Source organism: Clostridium taeniosporum, assembly GCF_001735765.2.
Classification (GTDB): Bacteria; Bacillota; Clostridia; order Clostridiales; family Clostridiaceae; genus Clostridium; species Clostridium taeniosporum.
The window spans coordinates 1-16,754 of sequence record NZ_CP017255.2 but is presented as its reverse complement, the minus strand read 5'-3'; the positions used below and the strand labels follow the sequence as shown (position 1 = coordinate 16,754).

The window sequence follows — 16,754 nt, the reverse complement described above, 5'->3', positions numbered from 1 at the left end:
TGGAGAGTAGATTGTTTATATTTAAATGTATTCGCATTAATATGGTATTTTATTATTAAGATAAGCATTACCTGATAATGGTTTAAAAAAGAAAGCTATTACAAAAAGTGAAATGGAATTTATAAAAATAGACAGTTAAAAAGACTATTTTTATAGGTTCCATTTTATTTATTTAAATATAAATAAAGTAAATATATCCATAAATTATACGATAGTAATAAATATGGTTGTAATAATATGAAAATAATAGTTTTTATGTAAAATAAAACTCAATACTTATTAAAAAAGTAAAATATAAAGTGATTTTTATATACATATTTGAAAGAGAGGAAACTATGGATCAAAGAGTAGATGAGAAGATATTAGATTTTATAAATGAAGCAGAAAAAAGAGAGGCAAAAAATCATGTAAGAACTCTAAAAATAGAAGCTTTAAATAAAACATCTTTAATAGATATAAGAAAAACCAATGGTTCATTCCAAAATTTTAATATTACTTATGGTGATATTTTTAATCCAAAAAATAGTAAATATAGTGATGTTGCAATTGAAGATAATGTTACCGATAAAACTAAAATAGGTAATACATTATTTCAATATAAAGAAACAGATTGGAACTTTTTAAAGAGAATAGCAAGTGATTTAAATTCAGAATTATACTATGATATAATAAATTTGAATAATATGTTTTATTTTGGAATACTCCATGAACATAGCTATGAATTAAAGGCTAATATGGATTATGAATCTTTTAAAGATAAAACTTATGCTCCTTTTTAAGAAGGGGGAGTATAAAATGGACTTTAGTATTGGAAATTTAATAAGTGGTGCTGTGGGAGCAATTGCAAATGTAGCAACGGCTGTAGTTAATACAGTAAACTCTGCAATATCAGGAATTTCTGGAATGTTTTCATCAGTTGCCGGAGCGGTTGGACCTGCTCTTTCTGGGGCTATGGCTGCACTTGGAGTTGTAGATGTTAACGAAGATGGAGAACTTGACATTGATGATGCTGAGGAGTTTTTAGAGGAGAAGTTTAAATTATTGGTTGGAGCTTCTATCGTAAGATTTGGTTCAGGTTTACCAAACACAAAAAGTAATTGTGATGATTCATATGAAAATATTAAAGAAGTTAATCTAAATTTAGAAAAGAGATATATTTTAGAAAAAACATATGTTCCTCCTAAAAAAACATATATTTCTGGAGAAACATATATAACAAAAAAAACTACAGGTCTTGAACCAATACCAGAATATATGAATGATAATATAAATCTTCACAAATTACCTGGAGAATATAAACTTGAATATTTAGTTAAAGGCGTTTATGATAGGTTTTCGTTACCATTTAAGGAACATATGACTTTTGTTGCTAACTGTTATGGTTTGACTCCAGAATATGCAGAACTTTATGGAGATTTTTCAGTAGGAATGTTGGCTGAAACGGGATTAACAGTATCAATCACTGGTATTAAATCTGCTAAAAACGTAATATCGGGTAATTTTAATTCTGAGAGTGAATTTATTGCTGGAAGTGGTATTGGAAATTTAGGTAAAGGGGAGACTGGTGCTGGATTATCCAGTACTAGAAGTATAGATAGTAAAGTTCTTAAAGAATTAAAAAAAATGGGACTTGATAAAAAGTTTAATAATGCTATGAATAAAGGTTTAGCTCCTAGAAGAGAGGGGACTTCTGGTATAATAAAGTTAACAGAAAATGAAATTGTAAATAAAGGAGGATATGAATATGTCTACAAGATTAAAGTACCTAAAGCTGGTGGACATACAAGAGTATATGGACGTATTAATGAAAGCGGTGAACTAATATTTGATTTGATACTAAAAAAGTGAGGTGAAGGATACAAATGAACTTAAAAAAAGTTGAAGCATTATTTAATGAACTTTTTGATTTTGATAATTTGCTAAAAGATGCAACCCAATATATTGAAAAAATATTATTAGAAAGTGATACTAATTTTTTGGCTGAAGATGTTACAGATGAAACTCATTCATTCAAAGAATTAAAAGTAGAATATAATAGGACACATTTATTAATAAATAATTTAGGAAGCATGCCTTCTTTTAGATTAGAATTTTATTTGTATGAATATGGAGATGAACTTCCTAAGTATACCTATGAGATAGAGTATAATTCTTCAGGAGAGTTTTTAGATGAATATTTTTTAGAATATTAATCACTGTAACTTTTATATAAGATATAAGTTAAATAAAAATAAGAGTTAATAAAACTTCATTTAAACATAGACGAAAATCAAAGTGAAGAAGAAGCTTTTTGGTTTAGATATGCACCACCATCAGTAAACATAATGTATTCAATGCCTATAGTTGGAGAAAGGGCAAGGCTTTATTTTCCAAAGGAAAATAGAGGAGAACCAATTGTTACAGGTTGCATAAGAAAAAATGGACATACTTGTAAAGGTACATCAGATACAACAAATAGATACTTTGCTTCAGAGCATGGAAGTGAAATAGCAATGCTTCCAGGAGCTTTAAATATAAAAGGTGGAAGTAAAGACCCATTAAGTATAAATTTTGAAGATGAAACAGGGGTAACTCTTACAAGTCTAACTGGATTAAAACTAAATGTAGGTGGAGAAATAATAATATGTATATTAAATATGATGAATTTGAATTATTAGAGTTGTTTTGTAATGAACCTGTTAGTATTGGGGATTTAGAAACTGGTGAACTTATTTATTCTTTAAAGGACAATAAGGGATTTGAAATAGTTATGTTTATGGATATATATAGAAAAAAATGTGAAATAACAATAACTTATCAACAATTAACAGTTTTTACTTGTAATATTGAAAATATAGAAAGCATTAATAAAGTAAATGATGAAATGGTGATAAATAACAAAGAAAGAAGCATAATAAAAGTTAAATTTAAAAACCAAATTGGAGTTGAGTTATTGTAAAAAATTAAAAATAATCTCCTAAAGATCCTTTATCAAAAGAACACTGGTTAAATAGTGTGGGGACAGTATCCGCTATTTTGGGATTTAAGGGAACTAAAAGTACTGTACCTCTAAAAGGCGGATTTGGAGTACCAGAAGAATTTGGGATTATAAATAAGGAGTATGTACAATGTTACTTAAAATTAATGAATTAGAAGATGCCGAGATTAAATATGATTGGAAAACTCTCTATGTGGCTCTATATTTAAATTTTATTGATACTTCAGCGTTAGCTAATTACTCTGTTAAAGAAATGTCTAATGAATCCTATATAGACAATGAATTTATTAATGAACTAACTTGGGGTGAAGGAGAATTCTCAAAAGAAGAACTGTTGTCGAAAATGCCCATTAAGCTAGGTTTTGAAGAAATAGAGAAAGGTACAATTAGTTGGAATGATGAGTTAAGAAAGCTAAGATATTGTTTGCTTAGGGTTGTAAGAAATACAATAAACAATAATAAAGAACTATTAAGTAAAGTATCCGAAGTTTATGCTGATGTTGGGTATCCTGTTGAGATGGAAGAGTTCATACCATATATGCCACCAAAAGGAGGCTATGACCCAACAAAGTATTCGGTAGAGGAGAATAACTTACGTATGATTATGTTGCTTGATAAATTTTTAGAAGAAGAAAAAAATGCTTTAGTAAATCTTGCTTCATAAAATGTATTAAACTCACTGCATAATATTATTGTGTATCTTTTTTTATTCTTTAGAAAATTATATTTTTTAAAATCTGTGAATAATTTAGATTATATTTTTGCTTAAAGGTTAAGAAATAAAATCTAAAGAATGAAAAATAATCATAATATTAATAATCTAGATCCAACAATAAATTTTATTTTAGAAGTAGTTGGGTAATGTTATAATATCATTAATTAATTAACTAAAATAATGAAAAAATAACAAATTAACCAATATTTCTAATTTCATATTGGTTAATTACTAAATTGATTGGAGGACTAGCATTTGTATAAATGTATATTATTTGATATTGATGGAACTATTATTGATACAGAAAAAGCTGTAATTAATTCACTACAAAAGTTATTAAAACTGGAAAAAGGTACAACATATCCAGCAGATGAATTATCCTTTGCTTTAGGCATTCCTGGATTTGTTGCATTGGAAAAGCTTAATATTTTGGATATTGATAATGCAACAAAAAAATGGAATGAATATTTAAAAGAATTTTATAGTGATATAAAAGTTTTTAATGGTTTAAAGGAAGTTATTGAAAAACTTTATGAGTCAAATGTAAAAATGGGTATAGTAACTTCTAAAACAAAACAGGAATTAATTGATGATTTTTATCCATTTGGGCTTAATAATTACTTTGATTATATTGTTTGTGCTGATGATACAGTACAACATAAACCAGAAGCAGAACCTATTTTAAAGTGCTTAGAGCTTACAAAAACAATTCCTTCTGAAACAATTTATATAGGTGACAGTATTTATGATATGCAATGTGCTAAAAATGCTGGAATTGATTGTGCACTTGCCTTATGGGGTGCAAAAAACCAAGATCTAAATGCTACAATAAAATTGAATAATCCAAAAGAAATATTAAATATTATAAAAATTTAAATGTAATTTGATTTAAGGGCCATTAGTTTTCTTAAAATAAAAAATCTAAATTCATAACTAAGTTTTATATTAAACACCAAAAAAAAGTGTTCCCAAATGCCAATATATATATGGAGCAAAAAATAAAATTATATTAAGAATAATACCCCATTTCCATAATTTTTTAGGAGATATTTTTATTGAAATAATTCCGATAATAATGGCTATTGGACATATAAAAGGTGTAATCATTAATGGTAACCCTTCTAATTTTTGATAGGGTGTTATTTGAAAAAACCAATTTAGTATAAGCGCAAGAAGAATTATGGGAATGCTAATGGAAATAATACCGATTTTATTTCCTATATTTGATAATAATGATTTATTTTCCATGTAAGTTTCACCACCTGTAAGTAATTTATGTAGGGATATATATTATCTTTATTTATTAAAATAACCCTTTTTATTCAAACTGATTTTTATATTTAAAAATACAATTTATCTATGGATAAAAATATTAGTAACAGTGACTATTTGTATCAATTTTCATTAAATTGAATTAAATAGAAAATTTTAATATACTAATATAGTACTATATTGATAAAAGTTAAACAACAAAAGAACATATTATGAAAATGGAATCTAATAGAATTCGGTTAGTGGATTTTTATATGAAATATGTTAGTGATACAACGGTTTATAAATATGAAAAGTACATAAAATAATTCTTATTATAAATTTTAAAGTATAAATATATTCTACTAAAAAATAAAAAATATTAAGACAAGTTGTTGGGATACAAACAATCTACATAGTATATTCTAACAGCTTGTCTTATGCTTAATTATGTTTGATTATAAAAAATATAATTGCAACTATAATTATACCTGCATATAATATTCCAGATATAATCATTAAATTATCAAAAGTATTATTATTTATGCTACTTCTGAAGCAATTAGAAAGAATCATAATAGCTGTTACAATGATTAGTGATATACTTAAAAGAAAAATTTTATTATTTCTCATATTTAATTATAACCTTTATCCATTGTTTCTATGAAATTATAATCCACGCACAACCTCCCATTTAACATTAATACCATTACGTTTTTAACGTGGATAGTTTGCATTTGATTTTCTACTTTATTTTCCAGTCTCACTTCATTGTCCATTGTTTGAGCATTTGCTGGTGTAATATTTCCTCCTAATAATGTAGTTGTAGCAATTAATAATGCGAATGCAATATTTTTTATAAGTCTTTTTTCCATGTAAGACTATCCCCTTTCCTATATGGTATATTTTAACATTATATTAATAAAGATAGAATAATTTCTTTATTTTTTATAAAATCAATAAAATTACAATTAATAAAAATGTCATGTTATCATATTTCATACCATAACATGATTTAAAAATTAAATAATATTAATTTAGATACATGCTAAAAACTACAGTATTAAAAATAAAACATTAAATGTAGATAATAATATAAAAATCATACTAAATATAAGGAATATGAAACACATCCTTATATTAGTGGAGAGTTAGCCTATTTACTTTTTTTGGGGGAAAAAAGTTATATCAACATATTTCTTATACTTACCATAGAGTTACAGAACTAAATGAATAGCATAGAAGAAAGAATAAATAAAGGTTATAATATGAATAAAGTAGTAAAAGAATTGGGAATTAATAGAATATACATTGAGCTTTGTCTGTTTATTTTTTTAGTTTGTCGGTAGAATTTATATATTAATGAGGTGATATTATTTTATGAATTTAAAGTTAAGTAGTTTAAATGAAGAATACGCTAAACAATTATCTAATTGGCAATATAATGATATTTATTTTGTTTATAATTGTCCTAGTTGGGATAAAATGATAGAAGATAAATGGGCAATTACTGATGAGAAAAAGAGATTAAAACAATTTATAGCTGTTGTGGATTACTCAAATAATTTATGTGGATATGGAAGGTTTATTAATGATGATAATTTTATTTTGCTTGGTTTAGGATTAAAGCCATATTTATGTGGAAAAAATTTAGGTGATTTGTTAGTAAAATTGCTAGTAGACGAATGTAAGAAAAGATATGGTGACAAAGATATTATATTAGAAGTACGTTCATTTAATATACGTGCAATAAAATGTTATCTTAAAAATGGATTTAAAAAAATTAGCTTTTATAAGAAAAATACTTTATTGGGAGAAGACTATTTTTGGAGAATGCAATATAAATAATATTCAAACCCATTAATAGGGCTTGAATATTATTCTAATAATCTATATCCTTTATGAAATATAATTAGACAACTTATTGTTGAAATAAAGAATATAGATATAGATACTATTAATGATAAAAGAATATTTAATTCATATACATTTCCAAATGTATATCTTAATACATTAGTAAAATGAAAAAATGGATTTATATAGAAGATTGGATATAAAAATTTAGGCACGTATTGTAAAGAAAAAAAGCTACCACTTAAATATAATAATGGATGGAAAATATAATTTTCTATAGCACCAACACTATTCCAAAAATAGTTTACAATCTTTAATGAAGATAGCTCTATTACATAAATTTTCGATTTCATCTAAATAATGACTAACTAGTAATATAGTTTTATTCTCTTTTGAATGTAGATCTAATAATAATTGATATAAGTCTTCTTTTAATTGTAAATCAACTCCGGCAGAAGGCTCATCTAAAATAATTATTTCAGGATTATGAATAATAGATTGTGCTATTTGAAATCTTTTTTTCATACCACCTGACAATTCATTTCCATAGCATTTAGCTTTATTTTCAAGTTTAACTAATTTTAAGACTTCATCAGTTCTTTGAATAGCTTCATTTTTAGAAAGTCCATTATACATAGCATTAAATTTTAGTGTATCATATATGTTAAAAAATCTATCGAATGTATCATTTTGGAAACAAACACCGATTTTTTGTTTTGTTTCATAGGGATATTTAAAAAGTGATTTTTTATCAACTAAAATGTCTCCCAATTGTATTTTACATATCCCAGTTATGCATTTTATTAAAGTTGTTTTCCCGACTCCATTGGGACCTACTAAACCTAAAAAATCATTATTATTTATTGTTAAAGAAAAATTATTAAGTACATTTAAACTTTTATAATTCTTAGTTAAATTTTTTATTTCTAACATTTATTTATACCTCATTAAATTTTAATACTTTACATATATCCATTTGATTGAAAAATGTTAGAGCATCTTTTATAACAAGGGTTTTACTTGCATTGTATTTAGTACAAATTATAGAACTTATTTCATCTATTGTTTTTAAACCATCACATAGTTCTAAGAAATTTTTACCAATATCATTTATTTTTAATGGCTTTCCATATAAATTTAATAGAATATATTCATTATCATTCTCTAATCTAATAATTAAATTTTTTATATATGGTTTATCTAAAATATTAATCATATGACTTACCTTCTTTAGGCATTTAAAAGTATATCTGGTGCAAATGGATCAATTCCACTGGATACTTTACAGCCACTTACACAATTATTTCTATAAGTACAATCTTTACATTTTTTAGGCATCCAATCTTCACTTCGGTATGAATTTAAAGTGGAATTATTATTCCAAATATCTATTAAATTTTCGCTAAATACGTTTCCTAATATGGGTCCACCATAAGAACACATTTGCATATTTCCATTCATATCAATACTACAATAATGTTCACCAAATCCACATCTGCCAATATATTTTCTTAATTTCTCATTTTTTATTATGCAATGTGGAAAATGAATAGCATATTTTAGATTCATATCTGGATACTTTGAATTTAATATGTCTAAATCAGAAAGTGTACTTTCAAGTTGATCTATGGTTGGAATTAACATTTTATTTATATTTTCAGGCAAATAACTATTCGGTATAAATCTATTGAGAGCAACAAATTCAATATTATATTTGCTTTTTATATAGTCAACTAATGGGACTACTTCAGTGTAATTTACAGCAGTAACAGTCATATTTATTCCATTAGGAATATTATGTAATGTTAATTTAGAAACATGCTAAAATAATATTATAGATCACTAGAATTCTATTAACTCTCTTTTATATTAAAAACTAGTAATATTATTAAATACAACCATATATTAACGGAGGGGGGGTGGTGTAGCCTATTTACTACAGCAATTTTGAAAATAACATATCTATTTGAAATAATTAAAAGGCAATAGTGAAATGTCCTTATTGTCCTTTTTATATTCTAGAAAAGTATAAAATTTTTTAAATTTAAAAGATTGATAAAATCTAAGTTAGATCAAATATTAGTTGAGAGGCGAGGGTGGAAAGTGGATCGTTAATGAAAAATTTCATTAGGGAATTTTAAGATATATATTTTTAGAAAATCTTTAGTATTTTCAACTCAAAACTCGTTACTATAAATTATAAATTTTGACCTCAAAACTCTAAGTTTTAAATTATTCACTCTTAGCTAAAAAGGGTAACATAGCCATATTATAAGGTATAAATATTAATACTTAGTATTAATATTATAGTTTACAATATTAAATTGATATGGTATTTTAATATTATATAATGATATTGAAATACCATATTTAATAAAGAGGTGATATATAAATGTGTGATATTATATCTATAATTAATGTTAAAGGTGGAGTAGGGAAGACTACAACTGCCATTAATTTAGCTGGGCAGTTTGCAAAGCAAGGTCACAGAGTATTATTAATAGATAACGATTCACAATCTAATTTAAGTCAGATTTTAAATGTAGAATCTGAATATAATTTATATGACTTATATTCTAATTCTAAAGTAAATTTTGAGGATTGTATAGCACAATATAATGAATGGATTGATGTAATTCCAAACGTAATTGAATCTGCCATATTAGAAAGTGAGCTTCATAATAAGATAACAAGAGAGACTATTTTAAAAAATAAATTTCAAAGGTTTAAAAGTGATTATGATGTAGTTATAATAGATAACTCACCATTTTTAGGGTTATGTACAATGAATGCCATGTGTTTAAGTAATTATTATATTGAAGTAATAGATAATAGTACAAGTGCTCTGCAAGGTTTAAATTTAGTTGATAATCTGGTTAAAAACATAAAAGAAAATGGTGTAAATGATAGCTTAAAGTTACTTGGAATATTAAGAAATAATTTTGATAAAAAGACTATATTTTCTAAGCAGATAAATGAGGTTATTATAGAAGAATTTAAAGACGATATTTTTAAAACAATAATATATAATAGTATTAAATTTAAAGAAGCTACAACAATGAATAAGACTATGCAAGAGTACAATAATAAATATGCTAAAGCTTATAAAGACTTATATTATGAGATAATTAAACGTATGAAATAATAAAATAAATAGCGATATTAAGTATTAATATTTAATATCAGCATAAAATACTGAATAGTATATTAAAATATAATATTAAAGGGTGATATTAAAATGAGTATTAATTTAAGAAATAATATTAAAAATAATATTAAAAAGGAAAATAAAACATTAAATGTAGATAATAATATTAAAGCTCATGCTAAGGATAATGAAGATGAAACAGCAATGAAAAAATTCACAATTGGAAAGAAAAAAGAAGATAAAAGTGTTAGAAAATCATTTCCTCTTTATGTAGATGGATCAATGCAAAAAAAATTAGATGATATATGTAAAAAGACAAAATATTCTAGAAATGAATTAATCGTAATGATGATACAACATTGTATAGATAATTTAGAAATTACAGATTAAAATTGTCAACTGAAATAGACTTTTATATAAGTTATATAAAAGATCCTTATGGCTATAAAATTAATTATGGCCATAAGGATTTTTTTAGTTTAAGATTTACAAACATTATCGTCACCTTTATCTTTGTTTAAAACTACATTAGTTAAGCCATTTATAGATATTGTTAAAGCATCTATTTTAGCTTCAAATCTTATTAAAAGATAAGAAGCAACAGCTATTGGAAATCCAACATTAGTTATTAACATTACCATATCTTCCATTTTAAAACCTCCTTACATTTAGTTATAAATATATATGCAAGGATAGATTTTATTTGCAGAGCTTAGGATATTTTATTATTTATATTATCATAGTAATAGCATATTGCTTTATCTATAATTTGATTTAAGTAGATATTTATATCAGGATCTTTTGATTTAAGTTCTATTAATTTTCTTAAAGTAGAAGCTCTAAATTGATAACTACGCTTTATATTAAATAATTCTCCATCTATTGGGGTTGTAAGACCTTTAGGGGAAGAGTTAGTGTTTATTTTTTTAGAATCTAAAGTATTGGTATCTGGTATATTTTTTTCTACATTAGATACTTCAAAGTCTTTACTATTATTATTATCATTGATTCCAAGGGAGAAAGTATTTATAACAGTTCCAATATCATTTGAATCATCATCTAATCCAATCACTTCACCTAAATCTTCATCATTCATAATATCTACAGAGCAAATTTCATCTTTAACGGCCATATTATTTAACACTCCTTTATTGTATTTTTACTATATTTTAATTAAAAATAGCTGAAACAGTATATCATGATATATTCTTATCTTCTTATCATGATGTAAATATATCTTTTTATCATGATATAAATATATATTCTTATAAAGAAAACTTTTACTGTATAGAGTAAAGTAAACTTGGAGTTTTATTATATTAAGATTTTCAACTTTAAGGAATTTAAAAATATTAAACATAGATATTTAATATTGATATTTAATATTAGATAACCATATTAATTTATTATATTGATTTATAATATTTTAAAAAAGGACTACTAATAATTTAGTAATCCTTTTTTAATGTATAGGAAATTATAGAATTTTCAAAGTCTGAAAGGCTGATAAAATCTAAGTTAAAGCAAATATTGGTTGATAATTGAGAGTGGAAAGTGGAGAGTTGAGAGTTGAGGAAAAAATTCCTAGAGGAAATTTTAAAGTATATATTTTTAGAAAATCTTTAGGATTTTCAACCAAAACTTTCAATTCTCAATTATCCACTCTCAACTAAAAAACGTGGCGCAGCCACTTTGTTCGTTAAACATATAATTTATATTTACTTATAGAAAATAAAGGTATATTCACATATAATAAACAATATACTCAATTTTTATTGAATTAATATCTTTAATAAAAAGAGTAAATTTTATTGAAATGAGGTATTAAAATGTCATATCAAAGTGAAGCAGAACTTGAAAGGCTTTTAGTAAAGCAGCTTGTAAGTCAAGGATATGAAAAAGTTAAGATAGATGATGAAGATGGTTTAATAGAAAATTTTAGACATCAGCTTTATTTACATAATAAAAATAAATTAGATGATGTTAGATTTACAGATAAGGAATTTCAGCGTATTTTAAGGCATGTTGAAGGAAAGTCTGTATTTCAAAGTGCCAAAATACTTAGGGATAAATTTATTTTAGAAAGGGAAGATGGTAAAAAAGTTTATATAGAATTTTTTGATTCAAAACATTGGTGCAAAAATAGATTTCAAGTTACTACACAAACTACTGTCATTGGAAAATATACTAATCGTTATGATGTTACTTTATTAATAAATGGACTACCTTTAATTCAAATAGAGTTAAAACGTAGGGGATTGGATTTAAAGGAAGCATTTAATCAAATTGAAAGATATAGAAAGCACTCATATCAAGGATTATATAGGTACATACAAGTTTTTGTGGTAAGTAATGGTGTTGATACTAAATACTTTGCAAATACAGATAAGGAACTTTTATTTAGTCAAACTTTCTTCTGGACCGATGTTAAAAATGAAAGAATTAGCAATCTTAATGATTTTACAGAAAGCTTTTTAGAAAAGTGCCATATAGCAAAGGTTGTTGCAAGATATATGGTTATTAATGAAAGTGATAAAGCATTGATGGTAATGAGACCTTATCAAATATTTGCAGTTGAAGCTCTTATAAATAGAGCACTTGAAACTAATAATAATGGATACATATGGCACACAACAGGTAGTGGTAAGACACTTACTTCTTTTAAAGTCAGTCAAATTTTATCAAATGAACCTAGCATAAAGAAAGTATTTTTCCTTGTAGACCGTAAGGATTTAGATAGTCAAACACTTGCAGAATTTAATAAGTTTGAGCCTGATTCAGTAGATACAACAGATAAGACATTTACTTTAGTTAATCAAATTAAAGACATAAACAAGCCTTTAATTGTTACAACAATTCAAAAGATGGCCAATGCTATAAAGACACCTAAATATGCTAATATTATGGACAAGTATAAAGATGAAAAAGTAGTATTTATAATAGATGAATGTCATAGATCACAGTTTGGTGATATGCATAAAGCTATAAATAAGCATTTTTCTAAGGCTCAATATTTTGGATTTACAGGAACACCAAGATTTGAAGAAAATAAAAGTCAAGATGGTAGAGTAACAGCAGACCTTTTTGAGAAATGTTTACATACATATCTTATTAAAGATGCTATAAATGATGGAAATGTATTAGGATTTTCAGTTGAGTACATAAAGACTTTTGATGGATATTATGACGAAAATGATGATACAAAGGTAAATGCTATTGATACAGATGAAGTTTTTATGAATGATAAACGTATTTCTTTAGTTGCAGAACATATTATTAAAAATCATCCAGCTAAAACTAGAAATATGGAATATACAGCAATATTTACTGTTCAAAGTATTGAAATGGTTGTAAAGTATTATGATATGTTTAAAAAATTAAATCATAACTTAAAGATAGCAGGTATATTTACTTATGGAGCAAATGAGGATTTTCAGGGAAAAGATGAACATTCTAGAGATAGCTTAGAAAGAATGATAAGTGATTATAACGGCATTTTTGATACAAATTATTCTACAGATACTTTTTCTAATTATTTTTCAGATGTATCTAAAAGAGTAAAAAAAGCACAAATTGATATACTTCTTGTAGTTAATATGTTCTTAACTGGATTTGATAGTAAAACTTTAAATACTCTTTATGTTGATAAAAACTTAAAGTATCATGATTTAATTCAAGCATTTTCTAGAACAAATAGAGTACAAAAAGCTACTAAACCTTATGGTAATATAGTTTGTTATAGAAATTTGAAAAAGAATACTGATGCTGCTATAGGTTTATTTTCACAAACACATAATACTGATATAGTACTTATGGAAAGCTATAAATATTACTTAGATAGATTTAAAAATGAACTTAAGGGATTATTTACCTTAACAAAAAGTCCAGAGGATGTTGATTTATTAGAATCTGAAGAAGATAAGAAAAAATTTATAATTAGCTTTAGAGAATTATCAAAAGCCCTTGTTAAATTGCAGACTTTTACTGATTTTGAATTTAAAGAGGATATTTTAGGTATAAGCGAACAAACTTATCAAGATTTTAAGAGTAAATACTTTTTAATTTATGATTCTGTTAAAAAAGGTGAAGGAAATAAGGTTTCTATATTAGCTGATATTGATTTTGGTATTGAGCTTATGCATACAGATAAAATTAATGTTAGTTATATAATGAATTTAATAAGGGATATAGATCTTTCAGATAAAGAGAAAAGAGATAAGGATGTAAAAAATATTCTAAAAGAATTAGATAGAGCAGATAATGAAGAACTAAGATTAAAGGTAGAGTTATTAAAAACTTTCCTAAATAAAGTAGTTCCAACCCTTTTACCAGAAGATTCAATAGATGAAGCTTACAGTAAATATCATGAAGAAAAGAGAGAAGAAGAAGTTGAAGACTTTGCAAGTAAAGTTGGATTAGAAAAGGAAAATATAAAATCTTATTTATCAGAATATGAATATTCAGGTCTAGTAAATCAAAAAGAAATAAGTGATGATATAACAGCACCATTTCTTAAAAAGAGAAACTTAGTTAAAAAAATAAAGAGTTTTATATTTGAACATGTTGAAAAATTCTCATTATAAGATTTGGAATAAATGTGATTATATATTAATAATTTAGAACTATGAAAAATAAAGTTCATGCATTTGTTGTCGTTACTAAAGCTTTTCATGTAACACGTGACAAATGCATAAACTTTATTTCTTTTTAATAACTTCTAAAACTAGAAGCTTATTCATCTACTGCCAATTTTCTATTTATATTTTCTTTTACATCATCTAAAAATTTTTTCAAATTCGGTGTTTGCTCAAATCTAGAAAAACATCTTCCTATAATTTCAATAAATGTATAAGTAGTATCTTTATTTCTAAGGATTTTGGGAATTTTATTAGCATCATACAACTTAATATAATTTTGATAACACTTTTCTAATTTATCTTTTTCAGCTATATTACCATATGCATATAAATATATGAAAAGTATATCACAATAATTTATAATATCTATAGCTGCTAATGAACGTATATGAGGTGCTGCCCTATTATCATCTGACATATAATAGTAAATATTTAATGCCTTTGCAAAGCTAGCTGTGCTTCGTTCACCTTCATTAATAAAATTATCATCATGATTAGTACTAGTATTTTTATCTTTTAGTAATTTATATGTTTCCTTAAAAACTATCTTTTGGTGACTAGTAAGCTTATCATATTTTAATATTTTTATTTTACCAACATTATTTAATTTTTTAATTGTTTTTCCTTCTGCTGTAGTTTTTTTTATTTCATTCTCATAAACCCATTCACTAATGTATATATAGTCTATAGTATTTATTGCAAAGTCTATAGCATTAGTTTTTACTAAGTGAATTAGAATATCAGCATCAAATATTGCTTTTACTCGTGACAATGTTCCATCTCCTCACTTATTTAGATAAACTTTTCATAAATTCTATTGCATTATCTGTTATTTGAAGATTATTTTCATATCCAAATTTTTCAGGACCACATCCTAAATAACTAAAAATTCTAACTAAATCATCATAAGTAGTATGACATTTTTCATAGTTTACCTTTATATTTTCTAAATCTTTTGGAGATATATACATTTCTTTAGATGGAACATTTAACTCATTAGTATATCCTAAATTTTTAGTTAAATTTTCTAATGCTGAAGAATCAAAATCAATTTCTTCAAGTTCTTTTTGCTTTTTATTATCTATTACTCCTATTTCATTTAATCTTTTTGTAATTGCTATATAGCTTACTCCATATTTTTGTTGTAATTGAACTATAATACTTGAAGTTATATCTTTATTCATATTTTTAGTAAGAGTATTTAATTGTTCTTTTATATCATCTTTTGGCATAAGTAATTCTGCAGCAAATGCATTAGCTCTAATTTCTTTTGGATCATTATTATCACAACTAAGTACTTCAATTATAGGATTTTTTTTAATTGAAGTTCTATTGTTTATTAAATGACAAATTTCATGTGCAATAGTAAATCTTTCACTACCTAACTTATGGTTAGTATTTGTAACTATAATAAAAGTTCCTTTTTTAAATCCAATAAAACCAGATAGATTTTCATTATCAAATACTGTTCTTATTATTTTAATAGGAACTCTCTCAGTTATTTGAAGTAAATCTATAATTTCAATTAATTGTTTTGCACAATAATTACCTAATGAATGCTTATCTCTAAAATTTATCGCTTGTTCATATGCTAGGGATTTTAAATCATCCAAATTATTCACCTCTAATTTCGCTTTGTGTAAATAATGCATCTACTAAAAGCTCAATACGTTTTATTTCATTTAAATTCTCTGAATTCATACCGTTCGCTCTAAATGCTATAACAAAGCTTTCCTTATAATCATTATCTTCTTGATCTTTAATATATGAATACATAGTATCCACACCTAAGTCAAATACTTTAGCTATCTTTATTGCTTCATCTAGCGAAAGTGCTCTTTGCGAATTTTCTATTTTAACTATAGTAGTTCTACTTAATCCTGTTTTTTCACCAAGTCCTTCTTGAGTTAACCCCTTTTCTTTCCTTAAAGTAGTTATTACATCCCCAATATTTGTGTACTTATTCATTATATATCACTCCTATATTTTAAATTATATAGAACATTTTTTCTTTGTTCAATAGTAATATATGATAAAAGTTCTATTTTGGAACTTATTATTTATATATTTAACAAAAATTAATTTTATTATTCATTTATATAAATTTATTTTTAAATTAATTATTTATAAAAAACATCAGAAAAATATTGACGTTTTCTGCTACAATATAAA

The 16,754-nt window shown here is 24.8% G+C and carries 23 protein-coding genes; 12 read left to right on the top strand and 11 right to left on the bottom strand.

Going from position 1 to position 16,754, the window contains the following annotated elements:
• Positions 1-335 precede the first annotated feature (335 nt).
• The 8 genes from BGI42_RS14910 to BGI42_RS14880 all read left to right on the top strand — a co-directional run bounded on the left by BGI42_RS14910 (position 336) and on the right by BGI42_RS14880 (position 4,568).
• Positions 336-779 (top strand): hypothetical protein, encoded by a 444-nt coding sequence (locus BGI42_RS14910; protein WP_069681129.1) that lies wholly within the window; start codon positions 336-338, stop codon positions 777-779.
• A 16-nt stretch (positions 780-795) separates the two neighbouring features.
• Positions 796-1,848, top strand: coding sequence for a hypothetical protein (locus BGI42_RS16435; RefSeq protein WP_069681128.1), 1,053 nt, complete (start codon positions 796-798; stop codon positions 1,846-1,848).
• A gap of 14 nt (positions 1,849-1,862) precedes the next feature.
• Positions 1,863-2,192: a hypothetical protein gene (locus tag BGI42_RS14900; protein ID WP_069681127.1), complete on the top strand. Its 330-nt coding sequence runs from the start codon at positions 1,863-1,865 to the stop codon at positions 2,190-2,192.
• A gap of 132 nt (positions 2,193-2,324) precedes the next feature.
• Entirely contained in the window at positions 2,325-2,657 is a 333-nt protein-coding gene (locus BGI42_RS14895) for a hypothetical protein (protein WP_069681126.1), read from the top strand.
• Positions 2,624-2,938: a hypothetical protein gene (locus BGI42_RS14890; RefSeq protein ID WP_069681125.1), complete on the top strand. Its 315-nt coding sequence runs from the start codon at positions 2,624-2,626 to the stop codon at positions 2,936-2,938. The genes BGI42_RS14895 and BGI42_RS14890 overlap by 34 nt, the downstream gene beginning before the upstream one ends.
• 56 nt (positions 2,939-2,994) lie before the next feature.
• Positions 2,995-3,132 (top strand): hypothetical protein, encoded by a 138-nt coding sequence (locus BGI42_RS16105; protein ID WP_158523408.1) that lies wholly within the window; start codon positions 2,995-2,997, stop codon positions 3,130-3,132.
• Positions 3,133-3,170: 38 nt separating this feature from the next.
• Positions 3,171-3,641: a DUF2247 family protein gene (locus tag BGI42_RS14885; protein ID WP_242984773.1), complete on the top strand. Its 471-nt coding sequence runs from the start codon at positions 3,171-3,173 to the stop codon at positions 3,639-3,641.
• A gap of 306 nt (positions 3,642-3,947) precedes the next feature.
• Positions 3,948-4,568: an HAD family hydrolase gene (locus BGI42_RS14880; protein ID WP_069681123.1), complete on the top strand. Its 621-nt coding sequence runs from the start codon at positions 3,948-3,950 to the stop codon at positions 4,566-4,568.
• Positions 4,569-4,637: 69 nt separating this feature from the next.
• Here BGI42_RS14880 and BGI42_RS14875 read toward each other — a convergent pair whose 3' ends face one another.
• The 3 genes from BGI42_RS14875 to BGI42_RS14865 all read right to left on the bottom strand — a co-directional run bounded on the left by BGI42_RS14875 (position 4,638) and on the right by BGI42_RS14865 (position 5,818).
• Positions 4,638-4,940 carry a hypothetical protein gene (locus tag BGI42_RS14875; RefSeq protein ID WP_069681122.1) on the bottom strand — a complete coding sequence of 101 codons (303 nt, stop codon included), beginning with the start codon at positions 4,938-4,940 and terminating at the stop codon, positions 4,638-4,640.
• Between the two features lie 447 nt (positions 4,941-5,387).
• Entirely contained in the window at positions 5,388-5,576 is a 189-nt protein-coding gene (locus BGI42_RS14870; RefSeq protein WP_069681121.1) for a hypothetical protein, read from the bottom strand.
• Between the two features lie 2 nt (positions 5,577-5,578).
• Positions 5,579-5,818, bottom strand: coding sequence for a hypothetical protein (locus BGI42_RS14865; RefSeq protein ID WP_069681120.1), 240 nt, complete (start codon positions 5,816-5,818; stop codon positions 5,579-5,581).
• Positions 5,819-6,323: 505 nt separating this feature from the next.
• Between BGI42_RS14865 and BGI42_RS14860 the strand changes: the two genes are divergently transcribed.
• The gene (locus BGI42_RS14860) at positions 6,324-6,791 is read left to right on the top strand and encodes a GNAT family N-acetyltransferase (protein ID WP_069681119.1); all 468 of its coding nucleotides are present in this window, start codon (positions 6,324-6,326) and stop codon (positions 6,789-6,791) included.
• 294 nt (positions 6,792-7,085) lie between these two features.
• On the opposite strand, the gene BGI42_RS14850 is transcribed toward BGI42_RS14860, so the two are convergent.
• From BGI42_RS14850 to BGI42_RS14840, 3 genes are read right to left on the bottom strand one after another with little or no spacing between them, the layout of a single operon-like run.
• Positions 7,086-7,730 carry an ABC transporter ATP-binding protein gene (locus tag BGI42_RS14850; protein ID WP_069681117.1) on the bottom strand — a complete coding sequence of 215 codons (645 nt, stop codon included), beginning with the start codon at positions 7,728-7,730 and terminating at the stop codon, positions 7,086-7,088.
• Between the two features lie 4 nt (positions 7,731-7,734).
• Positions 7,735-8,013: a PqqD family protein gene (locus tag BGI42_RS14845; protein ID WP_069681116.1), complete on the bottom strand. Its 279-nt coding sequence runs from the start codon at positions 8,011-8,013 to the stop codon at positions 7,735-7,737.
• Positions 8,014-8,027: 14 nt separating this feature from the next.
• Positions 8,028-8,573 carry an SPASM domain-containing protein gene (locus tag BGI42_RS14840; protein ID WP_069681115.1) on the bottom strand — a complete coding sequence of 182 codons (546 nt, stop codon included), beginning with the start codon at positions 8,571-8,573 and terminating at the stop codon, positions 8,028-8,030.
• A 616-nt stretch (positions 8,574-9,189) separates the two neighbouring features.
• Here BGI42_RS14840 and BGI42_RS14835 point away from each other — a divergent pair.
• Together BGI42_RS14835 and BGI42_RS14830 are read left to right on the top strand one after the other, a co-directional pair.
• Complete coding sequence (locus BGI42_RS14835) at positions 9,190-9,942, top strand: ParA family protein (RefSeq protein WP_069681114.1); 753 nt, start codon at positions 9,190-9,192, stop codon at positions 9,940-9,942.
• Between the two features lie 93 nt (positions 9,943-10,035).
• The gene (locus BGI42_RS14830; protein ID WP_069681113.1) at positions 10,036-10,335 is read left to right on the top strand and encodes a hypothetical protein; all 300 of its coding nucleotides are present in this window, start codon (positions 10,036-10,038) and stop codon (positions 10,333-10,335) included.
• An 89-nt stretch (positions 10,336-10,424) separates the two neighbouring features.
• Here BGI42_RS14830 and BGI42_RS14825 read toward each other — a convergent pair whose 3' ends face one another.
• Together BGI42_RS14825 and BGI42_RS14820 are read right to left on the bottom strand one after the other, a co-directional pair.
• Positions 10,425-10,595 carry a YvrJ family protein gene (locus BGI42_RS14825; RefSeq protein ID WP_069681112.1) on the bottom strand — a complete coding sequence of 57 codons (171 nt, stop codon included), beginning with the start codon at positions 10,593-10,595 and terminating at the stop codon, positions 10,425-10,427.
• Between the two features lie 62 nt (positions 10,596-10,657).
• A complete protein-coding gene (locus BGI42_RS14820) occupies positions 10,658-11,077 on the bottom strand; it encodes a hypothetical protein (protein ID WP_069681111.1) in 420 nt (139 codons plus the stop codon).
• 697 nt (positions 11,078-11,774) lie between these two features.
• On the opposite strand from BGI42_RS14820, the gene BGI42_RS14815 reads away from it, so the two are divergent.
• Positions 11,775-14,528, top strand: coding sequence for a type I restriction endonuclease subunit R (locus BGI42_RS14815; RefSeq protein ID WP_069681110.1), 2,754 nt, complete (start codon positions 11,775-11,777; stop codon positions 14,526-14,528).
• A gap of 148 nt (positions 14,529-14,676) precedes the next feature.
• Here BGI42_RS14815 and BGI42_RS14810 read toward each other — a convergent pair whose 3' ends face one another.
• The 3 genes from BGI42_RS14810 to BGI42_RS14800 are packed head-to-tail and all read right to left on the bottom strand — an operon-like array spanning position 14,677 to position 16,550.
• On the bottom strand, positions 14,677-15,354 hold the full coding sequence (locus tag BGI42_RS14810) for a PIN domain-containing protein (RefSeq protein ID WP_069681109.1): 678 nt from the start codon (positions 15,352-15,354) through the stop codon (positions 14,677-14,679).
• A 16-nt stretch (positions 15,355-15,370) separates the two neighbouring features.
• Entirely contained in the window at positions 15,371-16,204 is an 834-nt protein-coding gene (locus BGI42_RS14805; RefSeq protein WP_242984772.1) for an ImmA/IrrE family metallo-endopeptidase, read from the bottom strand.
• Positions 16,197-16,550 (bottom strand): helix-turn-helix domain-containing protein, encoded by a 354-nt coding sequence (locus BGI42_RS14800; RefSeq protein ID WP_069681107.1) that lies wholly within the window; start codon positions 16,548-16,550, stop codon positions 16,197-16,199. Before BGI42_RS14800 ends, BGI42_RS14805 begins: the two co-directional genes overlap by 8 nt.
• Positions 16,551-16,754: the final 204 nt, after the last annotated feature.